Source organism: Marinimicrobium agarilyticum DSM 16975 (assembly GCF_000423345.1).
Taxonomy (GTDB): domain Bacteria; phylum Pseudomonadota; class Gammaproteobacteria; order Pseudomonadales; family Cellvibrionaceae; genus Marinimicrobium; species Marinimicrobium agarilyticum.
This window is the reverse complement of record NZ_AUHU01000003.1, coordinates 491,713-512,460: the sequence shown is the minus strand read 5'-3', so window position 1 is coordinate 512,460 and position 20,748 is coordinate 491,713. Positions and strand designations below refer to the sequence as shown.

Annotated in this window: 11 protein-coding genes; 4 read left to right on the top strand and 7 right to left on the bottom strand. The window is 58.6% G+C overall.

Annotated features, from left to right (window positions below; genetic code table 11):
- Positions 1-390 precede the first annotated feature (390 nt).
- Entirely contained in the window at positions 391-2,523 is a 2,133-nt protein-coding gene (locus G547_RS22925; RefSeq protein WP_084645557.1) for a cellulase family glycosylhydrolase, read from the top strand.
- Between the two features lie 107 nt (positions 2,524-2,630).
- Here the strand turns inward: G547_RS22925 and G547_RS19720 are convergent, their stop codons facing one another.
- From G547_RS19720 to G547_RS0102180, 5 genes are all read right to left on the bottom strand, one after another.
- Positions 2,631-2,882, bottom strand: coding sequence for a DUF1244 domain-containing protein (locus G547_RS19720; RefSeq protein ID WP_036186436.1), 252 nt, complete (start codon positions 2,880-2,882; stop codon positions 2,631-2,633).
- Between the two features lie 85 nt (positions 2,883-2,967).
- Positions 2,968-5,694, bottom strand: a complete 2,727-nt coding sequence (locus tag G547_RS19715; RefSeq protein ID WP_051234621.1) for a pectate lyase family protein — start codon at positions 5,692-5,694, stop codon at positions 2,968-2,970.
- Between the two features lie 117 nt (positions 5,695-5,811).
- Positions 5,812-6,363: a GNAT family N-acetyltransferase gene (locus G547_RS0102190; RefSeq protein ID WP_027328438.1), complete on the bottom strand. Its 552-nt coding sequence runs from the start codon at positions 6,361-6,363 to the stop codon at positions 5,812-5,814.
- 15 nt (positions 6,364-6,378) lie between these two features.
- Positions 6,379-7,602: a cation:proton antiporter domain-containing protein gene (locus tag G547_RS0102185; protein WP_027328437.1), complete on the bottom strand. Its 1,224-nt coding sequence runs from the start codon at positions 7,600-7,602 to the stop codon at positions 6,379-6,381.
- A gap of 44 nt (positions 7,603-7,646) precedes the next feature.
- A complete protein-coding gene (locus G547_RS0102180; RefSeq protein WP_027328436.1) occupies positions 7,647-8,399 on the bottom strand; it encodes an NYN domain-containing protein in 753 nt (250 codons plus the stop codon).
- A gap of 360 nt (positions 8,400-8,759) precedes the next feature.
- Between G547_RS0102180 and pelA (G547_RS0102175) the strand changes: the two genes are divergently transcribed.
- Entirely contained in the window at positions 8,760-10,649 is a 1,890-nt protein-coding gene (gene pelA / locus G547_RS0102175) for a pectate lyase (RefSeq protein ID WP_027328435.1), read from the top strand.
- A 251-nt stretch (positions 10,650-10,900) separates the two neighbouring features.
- Positions 10,901-12,451 (top strand): pectate lyase, encoded by a 1,551-nt coding sequence (gene pelA / locus G547_RS19710; RefSeq protein ID WP_051234619.1) that lies wholly within the window; start codon positions 10,901-10,903, stop codon positions 12,449-12,451.
- 51 nt (positions 12,452-12,502) lie between these two features.
- On the opposite strand, the gene G547_RS19705 is transcribed toward pelA (G547_RS19710), so the two are convergent.
- Positions 12,503-14,449: a DUF5060 domain-containing protein gene (locus tag G547_RS19705; protein WP_051234617.1), complete on the bottom strand. Its 1,947-nt coding sequence runs from the start codon at positions 14,447-14,449 to the stop codon at positions 12,503-12,505.
- A 169-nt stretch (positions 14,450-14,618) separates the two neighbouring features.
- On the opposite strand from G547_RS19705, the gene uvrA reads away from it, so the two are divergent.
- Entirely contained in the window at positions 14,619-20,252 is a 5,634-nt protein-coding gene (gene uvrA, locus G547_RS24015; protein ID WP_027328434.1) for an excinuclease ABC subunit UvrA, read from the top strand.
- Positions 20,253-20,407: 155 nt separating this feature from the next.
- Here the strand turns inward: uvrA and G547_RS0102155 are convergent, their stop codons facing one another.
- Positions 20,408-20,734, bottom strand: coding sequence for a hypothetical protein (locus G547_RS0102155; RefSeq protein ID WP_036186434.1), 327 nt, complete (start codon positions 20,732-20,734; stop codon positions 20,408-20,410).
- Positions 20,735-20,748 lie beyond the last annotated feature (14 nt).

The following is a 20,748-nucleotide window of genomic DNA, read 5'->3' as shown; positions in this document are numbered from 1 at the left end:
TGTTCAGTCATCAGCATTGGAAATGAGTGGCGTCCCCTTTATTTCGTTCCCGAATGTAGCCCCCCCCTTCATATACGCCTTCGTTTTTGACGTTTATTGTCAGCCCAAGAAAAAGCCAATATTTTTTATTGTTCCAAAAACAACTTTTGACGACTTTTTTTCTTTTTCTTAATAAAAGTGCAACGTTCTAAAAGCGATAAATCATTAAAAAAAGTAGTAGATCAAACTATAAGGATACAGTCCTTTTCACTTTAACAATTTGAGATACCATGATCGCCGCCTTTCGGGTAATACCCGAAAGCGGTGCAAGCGTCGACACTTTGTCGCGCTATATAACAATAGTAGGCGCGTGAGTGTCTTCATTTCAGAAACACCAGGAGATAACCACAAATGATAAGCAAAAAACTGAAAGGCAATGGCATATACGCCGCCATGCTGGGCTTGGGCCTGGCTGCGGCAGGTCAGGGTGCCGCCGCGCAATCGGCGAACTGCGAATATGTCGTGAGCAATGAGTGGGGCAGCGGTGCCACCGCTGCAATCCGTATCACCAACAACAGCAACACCACCATCAATGGTTGGGACGTCAGCTGGTCTTACAACGACAACCAGGTCACCAACAGCTGGAACGCTCAGGTCTCCGGCAGCAACCCCTACACCGCCACCGACATGGGCTGGAACGGCACCATTCAGCCGGGCCAGAGCATCGAATTTGGCATGCAAGTTAGCGCCAACGGCAACGTTGAGACACCGACGGTTACCGGTGATGTCTGCTCTGGTGGCGGCACTTCCAGCAGCGCCCCGGCGAGCAGTTCAAGCAGTTCTGTGAGCAGCGCGGCCAGCTCCGCGGTAAGCAGCACTGGAACCGAAGACGGTCAACAATGTAACTGGTACGGCACCCTCACTCCGCTTTGTGAAGATACCAACAGCGGCTGGGGTTACGAGAACGGACAAAGCTGCGTCAGCCGCCCGACCTGTAGCTCTCAGCCCGCGCCGTACGGCATCGTGGGCGGCAGCCAGTCAAGCTCTCAGCAATCCAGCGTTGCTTCCTCCGTAGCATCTTCCGTGGCATCCTCCGTTGCCTCTTCTGTTGCTTCGTCCGTTGGCTCCTCCGCCTCAAGCGCCAGCAGCGCTGGCGATACCGGTGGCACCTTCCGCGTGAACGAGGCGGGCAGCATCACCCAAAATGGTGAACCCTACCCGGTTCAGTGCTCGGCATGGTTCGGCCTTGAAGGTCAGCATGAGCCAAAAGATGCGGAAAATAATCCCGATGGCGCACCCATGGAGCTGTATGTCGGCAACATGTGGTGGGTCGACTCCGGTCGCACCATTCAGCAGACCATGGATGAGATTACCGCTCAAGGTATCAACACCATCCGTCTGCCCATCGCGCCTCAGACTCTGGACCCGAACGATCCGCAAGGGATCGGCTACGTACGTGAGGGCGGTGTGTTGAAAAACCACCCCTCGGTCCAACAGGATAACGCCCGTCAAGCGCTGGAAGACTTCATCGTTCAGGCCGACGAAAACGGCATCAACGTCATTATCGACATTCACTCCTGCTCCAACTATGTGGGCTGGCGCGCCGGTCGTCTGGGTGCCACGCCCCCCTACGCCGACGCTGAGCGTGAGAACTATGACTTCAAACGTGAAGGGTATTCGTGCGGCCCGGTAGACGATCCGGATGTTCAGGTCGACCTGTACAACGAAGAGCTGTGGCTGGAAGACCTGCGTGAAATCGCCGGCCTCTCGGAGGATTTGGGCGTTGACAACATCATGGCCATCGACATCTTCAACGAACCCTGGGACTACACCTGGGCCGAGTGGAAAGACCTGTCTGAGAAGGCTTATCAGGCGATCAACGAAGTCAACACCGATGTCCTGATTATGGTTGAAGGTATTTCCGGTGGGACCTCTGCGGGCGAAGAAGTACCTCACGGCTCAGAAGAGACCAACCCCAACTGGGGTGAGAACCTCTATCCGTTTGCGGATGCACCGCTGGACATTCCGAAGGAGCGCCTGATCCTGTCGCCGCACACCTACGGCCCATCCGTGTTCGTACAGAAGCAGTTTATGGACCCTGCCCAGCCCGAGTGTGAGGGTATGGAAGGTGATGCAGCCGGCGAAGCGGATTGTAATATTGTGATCGACCCCCAGCGCATCGAAGCCGGTTGGGAAGAGCATTTCGGCTATCTGCGTGATCAAGGCTACGCCATGATCATCGGTGAGTTTGGTGGCCACGCAAATTGGCCCGCCGATGCACCACCGCGTCACCGCACTCTTTGGGACCACGTCGACGCTGGTATCGATATGGAGTGGCAGAACGCTCTGGTCGATTACATGATCGAGAAGGACATCGAAGGCTGCTACTGGTCCACCAACCCCGAATCGGAGGATACGGGTGGCCTGTACGAGCATGCTTACGATCCGGTCTCCAACACCGATGAGTGGGGTACCTGGGAAGGCTTCGAGCAGGAGAAATGGAACCTGCTGATCCGCTTGTGGGACAACACTCCAGAGGAGTAAGTCGCAACGCACGCTCCTGGCATTGTGTCAGGAGCCGTGCGCTGACCGAACACTCAGGGAGCAGGGACGCTCCTCCCCACCCACCCTGTCTATGAACCTCGCCATTTCTACTTTGGGCTCTGGTACCGCTCTTTCCATTCCGCATACGGCATGCCGTAGATAATTTCCCGCGCGGTTTCTTTGTCCAGCTCCACGCCCTTTTCGTTTGCCGCTTCCATATACCAACGGCTAAGGCAGTTTCGGCAAAAGCCCGCCAAATCCATCAGATCGATATTCTGAACGTCTTTCCGGTTATCCAGGTGCTCGACCAATCGACGAAACGCGGCCGCCTCAACTTCCGTTCGGGTTTGCTGATCCATTTCGTTACCTCTTCTTCAATCAACTCAATAAAGCCCGTACCCTACCAAAGCTGGCAACGGCACCGCCAACGTTTTTGATCGCCCGTTATTGAGCCAGGCGCGCACCCAGCATGCCCCGGAACGCCATCACCAGCAATAGCGAGAGCCACAGTAACGAAGGAGCCCCTCCGCCACCTGAACTTCCGCCTCCAACCGGGGTATCGTTACCATCGTTACCGCCTTGAGCATCGGGTTCATCGGATTCGTCAGGCTCCAGTGGTACAACTCGGGGCTGCTCAACCATCACGTCAGAGTAATCCGGCTCTCGTTCACAGCCATCCGCATCGGCGAAGACCCTGACGTTGCGGGTCATAAAATCGCCCGAGGCGTCGGTCACCTTGAGGGAAAAGAAGCCCAGACCGCATTCGGTCGGCGTGAATACCGCTGCCTCGCCGGCAATGTCCACCGAACCGTTGCCAACATGACGTACGGTGTAGCGCGGCGCTTCGGTATAGCCACGGAAAAGCTCGACCAACGGCACAGAAATCGAATGCCCCGCGGTCGTCATCAGAAGCGGGCCGCTCACCCAGTGGAGGTACTCTTCAAGCTGCGTGTAACCATCTCGGTCGGGGTCACGATTGGCATCATCGCCGGCTGACTGCGGGTCGAGGCCGAGCTGGTTTTCCCACCAGGTGGGCATGCCGTCGTTGTCCGGGTCCCAGCTCGCATCGCGGTGCACTTCTGGGTAATCTTCGTAGCCGCCCACATCGTCCTGATGATCCGGCAGCCCGGGCAAACCGGTTTGACTACCCGTTGAACTGGTCGTGCCAGCCAGAGTTTCATTGATCACCCGAATGTCCTGGTGATCCTGCACCGGCGCGATCGCGCCGACATCCGAAAGGACATTCTTGTAGGCCTGTCTCGCGGTGTGAATGGTCGCGTGTGAAGGGAAAAAGGGTTCGTAAACGAAGGGTTGATAACCATCGGGCTGTCCATTTTTTACTCGACAGGCAAAGCGCTGATTCAACTCATCGGCCTGCCCTGGAATCACATTGCCCAGACAATAATATCGCTGAGTGCCGGGGAAGTTATCGTACTGAATGTTGAGCGCGTACATTTCGCTCGTAGCCGGCCCCGGCTTGTAATAGTTGTTCACAAAGTTGACTTCGTGCGCACCGCCATCGGTGGTGCGGTTGTCCCAGTTGTAAACCACGTTATTGAAGATATCCAACCGACCGGCGTAGTTTCCATCACCGTCCAGGCCGCCGGCCAACGACCAGTTTCGCCCCGCGTTGTGCGCCAAGAGATTGTGATGGAAACTGCCAATGTCGCCGCTGATGCTGGCGGCGTATCCGTGTGCAGTACCCTCCGGATAGTTACTGTGACCGGCCACGTTCAACGCTTCGGCAATCAGGGTCCGCTGCAAAGTTATGTTCTTCCCGTTGCGGGACGAAAAAGCCTCGTCAATGGTCCAACTGATGGAACTGTGATCCACGATGGAGTGATCACTGCCTGCCATGCCGATGCCGTCATAGGTCTCGCCCGCCCCCAACCGCACCCGAATGTGTTGCAGGATCACATCGTTGGCACCACTCAAGCCAAACGGTGCACTGCGGATGACAATGCCTTTGCCCGGAGCGGTCTGCCCGGCGACGGTTACGAATGAGTCATTGATGGACAGGCGCGATTCCAGAGTGATTATGCCCGACACATCGAATACGATCGTGCGCGGTCCCTGCTCCTCTTCCACCGCAGCCCGCAAACTGCCCGGCCCGCTGTCGTTCAGGTTGGTGACTTTCACCACTTTGCCTCCGCGGCCGCCGATGGCGAACCGCCCGTATCCCTCAGCATCAGGAAAGGCCAGTTGCCTAGGGCGGAAACGCCAGACATTACCTCGGGTTACGGTTCCGTCCGCTTCTATCTGATCAACGCGCCAGAAGTAGTCGTCAAGACTGTACAGACCGGTCAGGTCGGCGTACGTCTGCGTTTGCTCGCGAACGAACACCGAGTCGTCGCCTTCGGCCACCCGCGTTTTATCGGTGCCGAAATACAGCGCCTGTTTCACCGCGCCTTCGGCCGCCGTCCATTCCAGGCGCAGCTCACCCGCCCCGACATCGGCATCGGCATGGAGATCACCATCGGCCGGCACGGGGGCGCGGGCCTGTTTGGCAAAGTTGGGCGTATTGAGTTCGAAGCCGTTGAGCACGACATTCTCGATATCCGCTCCCGTCCCGCCATCGGCCTCGATGCGCACCTTTACCTGTCCGCCGTCGGGCGAAAAGGTTACGTAGGCGGTCTGTGCGTCGCTGTTGTCGGTCACCCGACTGCTCATGACGACATCGGTGTGGACCCGCCGATCATTGACGTAAATATTCAGTGGCGCTACCGACGACTCCGCCCAATTATCCACGCTACTCAGATAGAGCAGCAGGGTGTGGGTTTCCTCCGACAGGCCGTTCACGGTCAGGGAAACGGCGCCGCCCTGAGGGTCGCCGTCGCCGAAATCCACCAACACACCATCGCCGGTCAGTTGCGCGGTGGCAATGGCGGTTTTGTACCAGCTGGAGCGAAGCCCAAGACCGCCGTCTCCAGAAGAAGACAGGGTAAACGTCACGCCATCGAAAGCTTGGCTGACCGAGCGGGCCGAGGGTATTGGCCAGGGCTCAAAACCGGGTTGGTTGACCTCGCCCTCCTGGCGCCCAGCGAAGTTCAGATCGACCTTGATCACTGGTTCATCGGCGAAGGGAAGGGGTTCCTGCGCAACAGCGGGATGCATTGCACAGACGAACAGAGCCGCACCCATCACAGGGCGACGTAAAAGGTTGATTGGCATAAGGTTCACCTGGTTTATTACTTATTGGTGATCATTCCTGTCTGATGCAGGTTCTCTCACTCTCTATCTCCATAGCCGAGTATATACCTCGATGTCTCGTGTTGACACCCGTTCGGGCTACTCCGTCATTGGCGTTTCCTGCGCCAGCAGGGAGTAAATCGCATGATCCACATAGCGACCATCGACATACTCTCGGTTCTGTACCACGCCTTCATAGTAAAAACCCAGCCGCTCGGGAATCGCTCGGCTTTTCAGGTTCTGTGTGGCGCAGGCGATTTCGATGCGCTCAAGTCGGTACTCGCCAAACCCCACCTCAACCAGTTGGCGGATCGCAGCGGTCATGAGCCCCAATCCACAGTATCGCGCCCCCAACCAGTAGCCGACACTGCCACAGCGCGTTGTGAGGTCGAAGGTGTGAAAGCCGCAAACACCACACAGCTCCGAGCGCCAGTACACCGCATATTGGGGCCCTTTCCCGGCCCGATGCTGCGCAATCACCTCGCGCAGGAACGTCTCGGTATCCGCGACTGAGCGATTGGCATCTACCCAGGGAAGCCAACGGCGAAGATGCGCCCTGCTCTGGTCAACCAGTTGAAACAGGACGGAGGCGTGTTCTTCCCGAAGCAAGTCCAAAGTGACCTCGGGTGGATGGGCAGCGAGAGTATTCATCTAGTCGATAACGTATTAAGAAGCTGTCAGTCGGCGATACAGGTGAGAAAAAGGAACCGCCGTCAGGCCGTGGACTAAAACAGAGGCCGAAACCAACAAGCTTACCACTGGCCACAGTTCCGGCACATCGGTTTCGTGAGAAGCCAGTGCCGCGTAATAAACCGCCGCCACGCCGATGGGGCCAAACCATCCCGCAAAAGCGCCGTCCACCAGGCTGGGAACTTCCCGCAGCCGCCCACTCAACAACAGAAGCACAGGCAGGCGCCGGAACAACAAAATACTAATGATCAGACCAACGGTCGGCCATCCCATCGCTGCCCACTCGCTCCAGGGGAGCATAAGCCCGACCAGCACAAAAATGGGGCCGGTAAAAAACCGGTCAAATCCACCGACAACATGTTCTTCCTGTCGCCGCTCGCGCACGCCCACCTGCTGGTCAAACGCCAACCCGGCCACAAAAACGGCAAGAATGCCGTTACTGCCCAGAAGATCGACCAAGGGCAGGGTCCCCAACGCAAGTGCCGTCGCAAACATCACTACGGATTGGGGGTCCATCAGGTCCTTTTTTTCCGCCGCCCGCAAACCGAAACCGGCCAGATAACCAATCGTCGCACCCAGCAACAAGGCCAGCAGGACATCCGCAACCATCACCTCCACCACACGGGTTGCAAGCGACTCCGGGGGAGAGAGAGTCAGAAAGAAAATCATGCCGAGTACAAAAACATACGCCAGGCCGTCGTTGGCCCCCGACTCCGCCATAATGATTCGGCGCAAATGGGAAGGGAGCGTCTTTTCCGCCACCGGTCCTGTCACCATGGAAGACGCCACAACCGGATCAGTGGGAGTCACCACCGCGCCAATCAGCAGGGCCGAACCCCATGAGAGACCCAGAACTGCTCCCACAAGCACGCTACTGCTCAACCACATGAATAACATTCCGACCCCAAGCACCACCAACAGACTACGCCAGTGGGTGAACACGTAGGGCTTCGGTAGCCGAAGCGCGATATCCATCAGACCAATCGCCAAGGCCAGCCGGGCCACCTGCTCGAGAATCATCATGGGTTTTCCCCAGGAGTCGGGGTGCAACCAGCCAAGGCCGACCGGCCCCAGGGCCACGCCGAGCAGAAGCAGCGTCACGGCATCGGGCAGTCCAATCCGTTTAAGAAACTTTGACACCAGGCCCAGCAGCAGAGCGCTGCCCACGATTACTAATAAAGCGATATCAAATTGATGCATCGAACGCGCTTCGCCTCTCAGTTTTCTCTGCCCCCGAGTGTGAACTACATTGTGCGCTTATCTCGAATATACAGGTCATAAGCATTGTTCCCTCGGACGTTGCGTTTTTCCATATCAAACAGCTCAGTCGTTTCGATCAGTTTGCTCAGTTTTTTGTAACCGAAATTTCTCGAGTCGAAAGAGCTCTGGTTGGCGATATGGGACCCGACCGCGGCAATGGACGCCCAACCGTCATCATCAGCCGCCGCCTCAACCGCGCCACGCAGCAACCCTACGAGCTTGGCATCCTGGTTCAGTTCCTTTTTGGTTTTCCGACGAGTGGGCTTGCTGCTTCCCTCGCTCCCTCCTTCTTTTTCTTCCGGTAACGCCAACGCTTCCAGAAAGACAAATTTATCGCAGGCCGCCTGAAGCGAATCCGGCGTTTTTTGTTCGCCAAAACCGTAAACCAGCAGACCGGATTCACGAATTCTTGTCGCCAACTTGGTAAAGTCACTATCGCTGGTAACGAGACAGAAGCCATCGAATCGCTCGGTATAGAGAAGGTCCATGGCATCGATAATCATGGAGGAGTCCGTGGAGTTCTTTCCCTTGGTGTAACTGAATTGCTGCATAGGTCCAATGGCGTACTCGTGCAATACGGACTTCCAGGGCTTGAGCTGGTCTGTCGTCCAGTCGCCATAGGCCCTTTTAACACTGGCGACGCCATACTTGGCGATCTCACCCACGAGGGCCTCACAAATGGAGGCATTGATATTGTCCGCGTCAATCAACACCGCGAGCTTGTTACGTTCTTCCATTGTCAGTGACCTTTTTGGCTGTATCTGCCCGCTCGGAAGAGGGCCCGTATCAGAAAATGATAATGGCGGATAACGTCAGCACACTCAACCCTTCCGACTACGCACCCTGTCGCATTGGTCAACAAAAATGCTCAATCCTACGCCGGTCGGGCCAAGAGGAACCGGCTTCTACCCTGGCAATCCCTGATTTCCGTACTTACGTCTCATTTTTGCATTTAATATTGTTGCCATATTTGAATCAGCGGATCTCCATGCCTACTATCGGATGCGTGAAGCCAGTGAGGTTAAGCAGTCGCTTCAGTAGTCATTAAACGAAATAAAAAATTTGTTTTCTATAGCAATAAAGAACGGAGATCCTCAATGCAACTATCAACGATAAAATTGCTCACCTTGTCAACGATGATGGCAACCGGCGTTCTCGCGGCCTCAGGTGTCAACGCTCAAAGTGCTATCTGTGAGTATCGAGTACAAAACGAATGGGGCAGTGGCGCCACCGCCTCCATCGACATCACCAATACGAGTTCGGACCCCATTGATGGGTGGAACGTTTCCTGGACGTATGACAACAACGAGGTCACCAGCAGCTGGAACGCCGATGTCAGCGGAAGCAATCCTTACTCAGCCTCAAACCTCAGCTGGAACGGCACCCTTTCACCCGGACAGTCCATCTCGTTCGGTTTTCAGGTCAACACCAACGGCACGGCCGAGACGCCGGTGGTGACTGGTGATATCTGTGGCGACAATCCTCCGTCGAGCTCCAGCAGCAGCGCCTCGTCGACATCCAGCGCTTCTTCAACAAGCACCACCTCGTCTTCGAGCAGCCAGTCCTCCACCAGTTCGACCAGCGGCGGAGAAATCACGATCCAGGAAAGCCAGACCGGTTTTTGTGGCGTCGACGGAACGGTCGACAATGACAATGCCGGCTTTACCGGTGAGGGCTTTGCCAATACCGACAATGCCAACGGCAGCGCCGTTCGCTACCGCGTCAATGCCCCCAGCAATGGTAGCTATCTTCTGGAACTGCGCTATGCCTCTGCCACCGACAGACCCGCCATTGTCGTGGTCAACGGCTCGAACGAGGCCAACCTCAGCTTCCCCTCTACCGGTAGCTGGACCAGTTGGACGGTCGACACCAGCACGGTCAATTTGAACGGTGGGGAAAATTACATCAGCGTCGTTGCCACCAGCAGTGATGGCTTGCCCAATATCGATGCAATGACAGTCGTCGGGAACAGCCCCACCGCGGCGGATTGCTCCAACCAGAGTAGCTCCTCCAGTAGCAGTAGCGCAGATAACGCCCCACTCCTTTCACAAGAGGGCAACCCGGTCCACGACCGCTTCGAAAGTGCCCGCACCGAATGGGATCAGAGCAAAGCAGACATCATTCTTTCCCACCAGTATGACAACGGCGGCTGGCCCAAGAACCAGGAGTACGACTCCATGGGCGATGGTGGTGACGGCTTGGGCACCATCGACAACGGCGCCACCGTCACGGAAATGGTTTACCTGGCCCAAGTCTATCGGGATACCGGCGATACCCGCTACCGCAACGCGGTGCGCAGAGCCATGGACTATTTGCTTGAGGCCCAATACGACACGGGTGGCTGGCCGCAGTTTTACCCACTGCGCGGAGGCTACTCGGATCACGTCACCTTCAACGACAATGCCATGTCCAGCGTGCTGACCGTACTGCACCATGCCAACCAGCAAAGTGCACCCTTTGACACCGACATCTTCAGTGAAAACGATCGAGCGCAAATGCGGCAGGCCATCGACCAGGGCGTGGACTACATCCTCAACGCCCAGTGGGTACAAAACGGAACCCTGACGGCCTGGTGCGCTCAACATGGGAAAGACGACTATGAACCCAAGATGGCGCGCGCCTATGAGCTGAAATCGTTAAGTGGCAGTGAGTCAGTGGAAGTGATCGGGTTTCTGATGACCCAACCCCAAACGCCGCAAATTGAAGCCGCCGTTCGGGCGGCGGTCGACTGGTTCCGAAGCCCCGACACCTACCTCGACAACCATACCTACGACAGTTCCGTCGAGGAGAAAATCGTCTACAGCGAAGGCGACCGGATGTGGTATCGCTTCTATGACTTGTACACCAACCGTGGCTTTTTCAGTGACCGGGACAGCCGCAAGGTATACGACATTATGGAAATTTCCGAAGAACGCCGCAACGGCTACAGCTGGGGTGGCGATTATGGTGAAGACATCATCTCCTACGCGCAAAGCGTAGGGTACTAGCTCCTCACGCTGCCGAGAGCCCAAGGCTCTCGGCAGCGCTCCCTTCGCCCTGCATTCGTGACGAAAGGGCTCAACACCGCACGACTCCCCTACACCGTCATCCTTGACGGTTCATTAAAAAACTCTCATATTGTTGTCTCAAAATGACAACGACGGGCAATAATGCCTGCGACAATGATAATAACCATGGCGCTCCGAGAGTAAGCGTCGAACATCATCACAAACCGATAAAAAAGAGAGAATCATCAACCATGAAAATCCCTAACCTCGCCCTGTACGCGGCGATCGGCAGCTTGCTGGTCGCGTGTGGCGGCTCAGACTCGCCCTCAGAAAATACTTCATCCTCATCCAGCGCCAATGATGAGTCCAGCAGTTCCAGCTCGTCGTTGAGCAGTTCAAGTGCGCCCAGCACCGGGGATGGGACCAGCGTCACCATTGAAGAATTCGACGCGGGTTTCTGTCACCTTGATGGCACCATTGATAGTGACAATGAGGGCTTCAACGGCACCGGCTTCGCCAACACTGACAATATCACGGGCGGTGCAATATCCTATCGGGTGAGCGTTCCCGAGGACGGACAGTACACGCTGGAGGTTCGCTACGCTTCCGTCAATCCACGACCGGCTGACGTTGAGGTCAACGAGAGCACCGAGAGCAGTATTGATTTCCCCACCACGGGCGCCTGGACCGCCTGGACCTCCGCCACCGCCACCGTCGCCCTTACGGCGGGCAACAATGACATCCGCCTTGTGGCCAGCAGCTCGGAAGGGCTGCCCAATGTCGACTCTCTGACCATCGTCGGCAACAACCCTTCCGCCGTGGACTGCGACGCGAGCAGCGGAGGCGACGGCCTGATGCTGGACCAGAGCGGCAACCCGGTTCACAGCCGTTTCAATTCGGCCCGAAACGCCTGGAGCGACAGCAAGGCCGATATCGTTCTGTCTTACCAATACGATCACGGTGGCTGGCCCAAAAACCAGTCCTACGACTCCATGGGTACCGGCGGCAATGACCTGGGCACTATCGACAACGGCGCGACGGTGACGGAAATGATCTACCTGGCTGAGGTCTACAACGAGACCGGCGATACCAAATACCGCGATGCGGTGCGCAAGGCCATGGACTACCTGCTCGAAGCCCAATACGACGCCGGCGGTTGGCCCCAGTATTATCCCCTGCGCGGGGGCTACTCCGATCACGTCACCTTCAATGACAATGCCATGACCCGCGTGCTCACTGCGCTGTATCACGCACACCTGGAAAACGCACCGTTCGACACCGATATTTTCGACGACACCGATCGGGCCCAGATGAAGCAGGCCATCGACCACGGCGTCGAGTACATCCTCAAAGCCCAATGGGAGCAGGACGGGGATTTGACCGTCTGGTGCGCCCAGCACGGCAAGGACGACTACCTGCCGAAAGCGGCCCGGGCCTATGAGCTTGAATCCCTCAGCGGCAGTGAGTCGGTGGAAATCATTGCGTTCCTGATGACCCAGCCGCAGACGCCCGAGGTCAAGGCCGCGGTGCATGCCGGTATCGCCTGGTTCCGCAGTCCGGACACCTATCTGGCGGATCACACGTACAACAAATCGGTCGAGGAGAAAATCGTCTACAGTGAAGGCGACCGGATGTGGTATCGCTTTTACGATCTTCAAACGAACGAAGGTTTCTTCAGCGACCGGGACGGCGGGAAGTATTACGACATCATGGAAATTTCAGCCGAGCGTCGCAACGGCTACAGCTGGGGCGGTGACTACGGCGAGAAAATTATTGCCTACGCCGAGCGCGTCGGCTATTAGAGGGCGCCAAGTAAAGTACCACCGGGTCGGGGTGTCCCCCGACCCGCTTTTTTACTTCATGATTTTTGCCGCCCAGTCCCGCTTGGCCAGGGGTTGACCGCCCGGAAAGACGTTGACTTCTATCACCCCATCCGCATTCGCTATCACGGTGACCGGCTCTTGCCACTGGCCATGTACCGGGTCAAACCATTGCAGGGTATAGGTAACCTCCGGATCAAACCCGCTGAGTCGCGGCGCCACCGAGGCGTTCTCAAAATACAGCAGCGCCAAATCCGCCTCGGCGGTGCGCATCATGTAAGACCAGCCATCGAGCCCATCTTCAGGTGCATTGGGCGCCTTGCGTGGTGTTATGTCGTCGGTGGCGGGTATCAGATTCTGGTAGCGTTTTCCCTCGGACAGAACGAAGGATTCCAGGTGCTGCATGTAGTTCGCCGACTCGTAACGCAACGCATCCCAAATATGGGGCCGGGCGCCGGCGGGCTCACCGGTGCTGGTCATGTCATAGGCGGCGGTGCCATGCACATGCCCGGCGAGACCACCGGATAAGACGGACCCGTACATTTGCGCCCGGGCGAAGTAATTATCGCGCCGCGAGTTGGGCGGGGGCTCTTCGCCGCCGGGCTTATTGATCTCGTGTAGCCAACCCGTGTAATAGGGTTCAAAGTTGATGGTCGGCTTGGGCGGATCTTCCAGAAAGAATTGCGCTTCCAGGTTTTCACCCACTCGATGATCCCGCGGCTTGTTGCCCACGCTGTGCATATCCAGCCAGGGCACTTCATCGCCGGAACCCAGGGTCGTATGGGTGGCCCGATCGATCAACACCGTGTGCGGCTGGCCAAATGGCGGAGGCCCGTAGGTGTCCAGGTGGTAAGTCAGCGCTTCATTGAACTGCTCGGCGGTCAGGCTGAAATCCTCCGGCACCCAATCCAGGTGTATGCCGCTGAAGACAAAATTGTAGGCGCCGTAGCGGGCGATCAAGTATTGGGCGAAGCGGGCAAAGCTTTCCTTGAAATCAAAATAGGCATCCCAGGAGGGCCCGACATCCCGGCGCACGGTTTCCAACAGGGGAACGAAACCCTCCTTGGACAGGTGCGCCATTTTCCGGTCCAGGCTCTGAAAGTATTCCGGCTGCGGGCGGTTAAAATTTGATACCCCCTCATGGACCTCGGAAGGCACAAACGGCAAGTGACCATACTCGTCGCGCATATTTTTGGCGGTGAAGGTCCCCCAGTAACTGTCGCCACCCGAGGCATCGGTGCCCTGCTCGTCGGACACGTCATACCCGAACTTTTCCCAGGCGTTACGCAGGTAGATGCCGTTTTCATCGGCATAGGTGCTGGGGTTCATATCCGCCTCCCAGTTCGGAAAAGCGGAAATCATACTGACGGAGTTGAAGCCCTGGTTCTTGCGATAGTTCACCGCATCTTCAAAGCCAATACCGGGGCCCGGCACATAGCCATCAGAGGTGATGGCGTCACGGAACGGCAGACGCCAGGTGGAGCCGGCCAGCCAGGTGTCCCCCACCATAAAGAAGGGCGTGCCATCGGCGTATTCCAGCGCATGACCGTTCTCGCTGACGCGCACGAAACCGCGGCGATTGGGGTTCTCCTGTTTTTCCGCCTCGCTCCAGCCTGCGGCGGTAAAGTGCCCGCGGCGGTCAGTCAGCCCGGCGTCTTGCGGCTGGTTGGAGCCCAACTCCCAGGACCACTCACCTGGCGCTGTGGCCACTAAACGCACCACAAAGCGATTGCCACCATCCCAGAAACCGTACACCCGCTTGTCGAAATCCGGGCCTGTGAGGCGCACCCAGACATCCACCTCGGTGTAGGGGTTGTTGTAGGGGTTCTCGGCGTGGAAAACCAGTTGCTGCATTTCCCAGGTGCGCACGCTGGCCTCGTCCGGCTTACCGGAAGGCATGGCGCAGCCGGTCAGCACCAATAGAAAAAGCAGCGCAAACGCGCCGAGTGAACGCAACGCTCTGGGACCGGTCAGCCACATAACGGAATCCTCTGATTATTCTGAGTGAACGGCGGCGTCGAGGCCGCCTTAGTTACATTGTGACTATAACACAGGGCCGGTCATCCTTCCGGCCGCCTTGGTCGTACTGACCAACTCCCGTATATTAGGGAGCCTCTATCAGCCTCCAACACCGGACGCAGCAGCCTCTATGCCTCATGAAGTCATCACCGTGCGCGGCGCGCGGCAGAACAACCTCAAGAACCTGGACCTGGACATCCCCCTGGGGGAAATGGTGGTGGTCACCGGCGTCAGTGGCTCGGGCAAGTCCACTCTGGCGTTCGATACCATTTACGCCGAAGGCCAGCGCCGTTACGTGGAGACCTTCTCCGCCTACGCCCGCCAGTTTCTGGATCGGATGGACAAGCCCGCCGTGGACAGCATTGACGGCATTCCGCCGGCCATCGCCATTGAGCAAAGCAACACGGTGCGCACCTCCCGCTCCACCGTGGGCACCATGACCGAGCTGAACGACTACCTCAAGCTACTGTTCGCCCGGCTCGCGCACCTGTACTGCCAGGGCTGCGGCCGGGAAGTGATCAAGGACACCCCGCAGAGCATCGTGGAAGCCCTGTACCGGGACTGGCCCAAGGGCCAGCGCCTGATGATCTGCCTGCCCATCAACGTCCCGGAAAAGCTCAGTGAGGATGAGGTGCTGCAACTGCTCAACCAGCAGGGCTACGCCCGCCTGCACCGGCGCGACGGCAACCGGGCCGAAGTGGTGCAGGACCGACTGAAGCTCACCGCTGAGAACCGCAGCCGCCTGACTGAGGCGGTGGAAACCGCCCTGCACTTCGGCAAGGGCCACGTGTTGCTTTACCCGCTGGACGACAATCGCGAGGCGGGCACACCGGTGCGCTTTTCCAGCCACCACCACTGCCCGAGCTGCGACATCGACTACCCGGAGCCGACCCCGAGCCAATTCTCCTTCAACTCGCCGCTGGGCGCCTGCGAGAGCTGCCGGGGCTTTGGACGCATCATCGGCGTGGACTACGGACTGGTCATTCCCGATGATCGCAAGAGCCTCAAAGACGGCGCCATCAAACCGATCCAGACGCCATCCTTCAACGAAGTCCAGCGGGACCTGATCCGCTTTGCCAAAAAGCGCGGCATCCCCATCACCAAGCCCTGGGCCGACCTCACGGAAGACCAGAAACAGTGGGTTCTCCAGGGCGAAGGAGGCTGGGACAAAGGCGTCTGGTACGGCGTACGGGAGTTCTTTGACTGGCTGGAAAGCAAGTCCTACAAAATGCACATCCGGGTGCTACTGTCCAAATACCGCGCCTACACCCCCTGCCAGGACTGCGGCGGCGCCCGCCTGAAGCCCGGCTCACTCTGGTGGCGCGTCGGCTCCCGCGAGGCGGCCGAGCAGGCCCTGAACGGGCGCCACCGTTTCGTGCCCAAGGGCAGCACCCTATCGCCCGCCCAGTTCAACCAACTGCCGGGGCTGAACATCGCCGACGTGATGCAACTGCCCCTCGCCCGCTGCGGCGATTTCTTCGAACAATTGAACAGCCGGGCGGATGAACCCACCCAGCTACTGCTGGAAGAAATCCGCGCGCGCCTGGGCTACCTGTGCGAAGTCGGCCTGGACTACCTCACCCTGGACCGCCAATCCCGCACCCTGAGCGGCGGCGAAGTCCAGCGCATCAACCTCACCACCGCCCTCGGCACCTCCCTGGTCAACACCCTGTTCGTCCTGGACGAACCCAGCACCGGCCTCCACCCAAGGGACATCGAGCGGTTGGTCAAAGTCCTCCACCGCCTACGCGACGCCGGAAACTCACTCCTCGTGGTCGAACACGACCCCCAAGTGATCCTGGCCGCCGACCGAATCCTCGACATCGGCCCGGGCCCCGGCCGCAATGGCGGCCACATCGAATTCTTCGGCACCCCCAAGGCGTTGCTCAAACGCAAAACCAACCTCACCGCGAGCTACTTGAACGGAACCAAACAGGTTTCGGGCAACCATGAGCAGGTTCCGGGTACACCTGTCCGGGACCGTGCTCAGCAGGGAAGCTGTGCTCGAGCCCCCACGGATGGGTCCACGGCGAGTCCCGGACAGGTCTCTCCGGACCAGGCGGACCAGCAAGGCGCCATCACCATCCATGGGGCCCGAGAAAACAACCTCAAGAACATTGACGTTCGCATCCCCCTGGGCCAACTCGTCTGCCTGACCGGCGTCAGCGGCTCCGGCAAATCCACCCTGATGCGCCAGATCCTCTACCCCGCCATCCTAAAATCCCTGGGCGAGCAGACCGAAGCCCCGGGCGAACACACACGCATAGAAGGCCTGGAACACATCGACCGCGCCGTCATGGTCGACCAGAGCCCCATCGGCAAAACCACCCGCTCCACACCCGCCACCTACGTCGGCGCCTTCGACGCGATTCGCAAACTGTTTGTGGCCACCCCCCTGGCCAAAGAACGCGGCTACACCCCGGGCACCTTCAGCTTCAACTCCGGCAATGGCCGCTGCCCCACCTGCCAGGGCAACGGTTTTGAGCATGTGGAAATGCAATTTCTGAGCGATGTGTACCTGCGCTGCCCGGACTGCGATGGCAGACGTTTCCGGGATGAAATTCTGGAAGTCAAAGTATTGGAAGGCGCCGCCGGCAACGACACCCCGCGGGCCATCTCCATCGCCGACGCCCTCGCGATGACCGTCGCCGAAGGGCTGGAATTTTTCCGGGACAAACCCGAGGTGCAACGCAGCCTGCAACCGCTCTCGGACGTGGGCCTGGAATATGTCCAACTGGGCCAAGCCGTACCCACCTTGAGCGGCGGCGAAGCCCAGCGCCTGAAACTGGCCGGCCACCTCGCGAACACGCGGGCCAAAGATCAAGAGCACATTCTGTTCCTGTTCGACGAACCCACCACCGGCCTGCACTTTGCCGACATCGCCACCCTGATGGGCGCCTTCCGGCAGTTACAGGATGCCGGCCACTCGCTGTTGGTGATCGAACACAACCTGGACGTCATTCGCGGGGCCGACTGGTTGATCGACATCGGCCCCGAAGGCGGCGATGCCGGCGGTCAATTGCTGGCCGAGGGCACACCCACGCAGCTGATGGCCCAACCCGACGGCTATACCGCCAAGGCGCTCAAGGACTACGAACAGTCCTTGACCCAGGGCGCCCCGTTGCCCGTCATCGCCAAAAAACGCGCGCCGGCGGCCGAGCGGGTGATCAGCGTTCACCACGCCCGCGAGCACAACCTGAAGAACATCGACGTCACCATTCCGCGGGACAAGCTCACGGTCATCTCGGGGGTCAGCGGCAGCGGTAAAAGCACCCTCGCCTTCGACCTGATTTTCGGCGAAGGCCAGCGCCGCTACCTGGAATCCCTGAACGCCTACGCCCGCCAGTTTGTGCAGCCCGCGTCCCGCCCGGATGTGGACGCCATCTACGGCATCCCGCCCGCTGTCGCCATCGAACAGCGCACCAGTCGCGGCGGTCGCAAAAGTACCCTGGCCACCCTGACCGAGATCTACCACTACCTGCGCCTGCTGTACGTCAAACTCGGCACCCAGTACTGCCCGGACTGCGACGTGCCCATCGAGCCACAAACGCCCGAAGCCATTCTGGCCCGCGTTCAGAAAGACTACCGCAACCGGGAGGTCACGCTGCTCGCCCCCATGGTCGTGGCGCGCAAGGGTATCTACCGCGAGCTGGCCGAGTGGGCCGCCGGGCGCGGCTACCCGCAACTGCGGGTGGACGGGGACTACCAACCCACCGCCGACTGGCCCAAACTCGACCGCTACCGCGAGCACAATATCGAACTGCCGCTGTCAGACGTGACCGTTTCCCCCAACAACGAACGCGCGCTGAGGGAAGGGCTGGAACAGGCCCTGAGCCTGGGCAACGGCGTGGTCATTGTCGCCCCGGTGGATAAACGCACCGGCAAACAGGCCAGCGGCGAACGTCTGTTCTCCACCAACCGCGCCTGTCCGAGTTGCGGCAGCGGCTTCGATGAACTGGACCCGCGCCTGTTCTCCTACAACTCCAAACACGGCTGGTGCAAAAGCTGTTACGGCACGGGACAAATCATCAAAGGCTTTGACGAGGAGCAGACCGGGGAAGAACGTACCTGGCGGCCCGACGAGGAAGAAGGCACGGAGAAAACCTGCCCGAGCTGCGACGGCCAACGCCTCAACCCGACGGCCCGGGCCGTTCGCTTTCGCGATCATTCCATCGCCGACCTGGCTTCACTGCCGGTAGACGCCGCCGAGCAATGGTTCAAAAAACTCAAGCTCAAAGCGTACGAACAGGCCATTGCCCGCGACCTGCTCACGGAAATGCACAGCCGCCTCCAGTTCCTGCAGAAAGTCGGGCTCAACTACCTGAGCCTGGACCGGGCCGCGCCCACCCTGAGCGGCGGCGAAGCCCAACGCATCCGCCTGGCGGCGCAGCTCGGCTCCAGCCTGCAGGGCGTGTGTTACGTACTGGACGAACCCACCATCGGCCTGCACACGCGCGACAACCGCCGCCTGATCGAAACCCTGCGCGAATTGCAGACCCAGGGCAACACCGTCGTGGTGGTCGAGCATGATGAAGACACCATCCGCGAAGCAGACCACCTGATCGACATGGGCCCGCGCGCCGGCGTCAACGGCGGGGAAGTCGTGGCGTACGGCACCCTGAAAAAGATCATGAGCAACAAACGCTCCCTCACCGGGAAAATGCTCTCCGAACCGCTACGCCACCCTCTGCCCGGTTTGCGCAACCCGGAGATGCGCGGCCTCTGGGACAAAGAACAACTGCAACTGACCGGCGCACGGCAGAACAACCTGAACAATGTCACCGTGTCGGTCCCGCTGCGCCAACTGGTTGCCGTTACCGGCGTCAGCGGCAGCGGCAAAAGCACGCTGATACGGGGCGTGCTCTACCCCAATGTGAAGCAGGCCATTACCCACAAACGCAAGAAAAAACAGCAGTGGACCGGCGTAGAACAGATCACCGGCTGGGAAAGCATCGACCGCATTCTGGAAGTCGACCAGACCCCCATCGGCAAAACGCCGCGCTCCTGCCCGGCGACCTACATCGGCATCTGGGACACCATCCGCAAACTCTTCGCCGGCACCGTGGACGCGCGCCTGCGCGGCTATACCCCCGCACGCTTTTCCTTCAATGCCGGCGATGGCCGCTGCGAAGCCTGCGGCGGCCAGGGCGAGCAGAAAATCGAGATGAACTTCCTGCCCGACGTACGCGTGCCCTGCGACGTGTGCCACGGCTGGCGCTTCAACGACGAAACCCTGAGCGTCACCTACAAAGGCAAACACATCGGTGACGTCCTGGCCATGAACATCGACGAGGCCGCCGAGTTCTTCGCCCCCATCACCAAAGTCCACCACGCCCTGAGCCTGTTGCAGGACGTGGGCCTGGGCTACCTCACTCTGGGCCAACAAAGCCCGACCCTGAGTGGCGGCGAAGCCCAACGTATCAAACTGGTGGCCGAACTCAGCAAAGCCAACATGACCCCGGAAGACAACAAAGGAAGACGCTCACAGCACAACCTCTACGTGCTGGACGAACCCACCGTAGGGCTGCACATGGCGGACGTGGACAAACTGCTGCACGTACTGCACCGACTGGTGGATGCGGGTAATTCCGTACTGGTGATTGAGCACAACCTGGATGTGATTGCCGAGTCCGACTGGATTATCGATATGGGGCCGGAGGGTGGCCAGCATGGTGGGAAAGTTATTGCGCAAGGTAAACCGGATACTGTGACCAAGCGGAAGCGGTCTTATACGGGGCAGTATCTAAGTGAAATTCTGAATTGAGAGGGTAATAATTTCACACAGGCAATGGCGAATGCGCAGGTTTATCCGCCCTACGGAAAGTCTTGGTATGGCGGATAAGCCTGCGCATCCGCCATGTTTCTTCAAATATCCACCAACTCATACGGTGACCGCCGAAGTCAGCGAACTAAATACGCTTAGAGACCCGCCATATAAAAATCCGTTCTCATCGATGCGGCGGAAGCCCTCATGCAGGCAATATAATGTTTTCCACTGCTGTCTTTTAACTTTCTGAGCACGGCTTGTCGTATCTGTTTCTGGCCCCACTTAATCACCGAGCCACCACCAAACGGTCTCGGAACTAAATCCATCATGCTGTCACAAGCCCTCGTTTTTTCAATCAGACGACCCAGAACCTCTAGGGTTCTCACGGTAATCCGCCAGTTCTGTGTCTGTGCTCCGTAAAAGTTTTGAAGAATGTCCTTCGTGTCTTGAACTTCCGATGCGGTCAATGGTTCGCTCATAATGTCTCCTTACA

Coding starts and splice junctions, on each gene's coding strand:
- G547_RS19720 (WP_036186436.1), bottom strand. CDS start 2,882: ATGGATCAGCAAACCCGAACGGAAGTTGAGGCGGCCGCGTTTCGTCGA.
- G547_RS19715 (WP_051234621.1), bottom strand. CDS start 5,694: ATGCCAATCAACCTTTTACGTCGCCCTGTGATGGGTGCGGCTCTGTTC.
- G547_RS0102185 (WP_027328437.1), bottom strand. CDS start 7,602: ATGCATCAATTTGATATCGCTTTATTAGTAATCGTGGGCAGCGCTCTG.
- G547_RS19705 (WP_051234617.1), bottom strand. CDS start 14,449: ATGTGGCTGACCGGTCCCAGAGCGTTGCGTTCACTCGGCGCGTTTGCG.
- G547_RS0102155 (WP_036186434.1), bottom strand. CDS start 20,734: ATGAGCGAACCATTGACCGCATCGGAAGTTCAAGACACGAAGGACATT.
- pelA (WP_051234619.1), top strand. CDS start 10,901: ATGAAAATCCCTAACCTCGCCCTGTACGCGGCGATCGGCAGCTTGCTG.
- pelA (WP_027328435.1), top strand. CDS start 8,760: ATGCAACTATCAACGATAAAATTGCTCACCTTGTCAACGATGATGGCA.
- G547_RS0102180 (WP_027328436.1), bottom strand. CDS start 8,399: ATGGAAGAACGTAACAAGCTCGCGGTGTTGATTGACGCGGACAATATC.
- G547_RS0102190 (WP_027328438.1), bottom strand. CDS start 6,363: ATGAATACTCTCGCTGCCCATCCACCCGAGGTCACTTTGGACTTGCTT.
- uvrA (WP_027328434.1), top strand. CDS start 14,619: ATGCCTCATGAAGTCATCACCGTGCGCGGCGCGCGGCAGAACAACCTC.
- G547_RS22925 (WP_084645557.1), top strand. CDS start 391: ATGATAAGCAAAAAACTGAAAGGCAATGGCATATACGCCGCCATGCTG.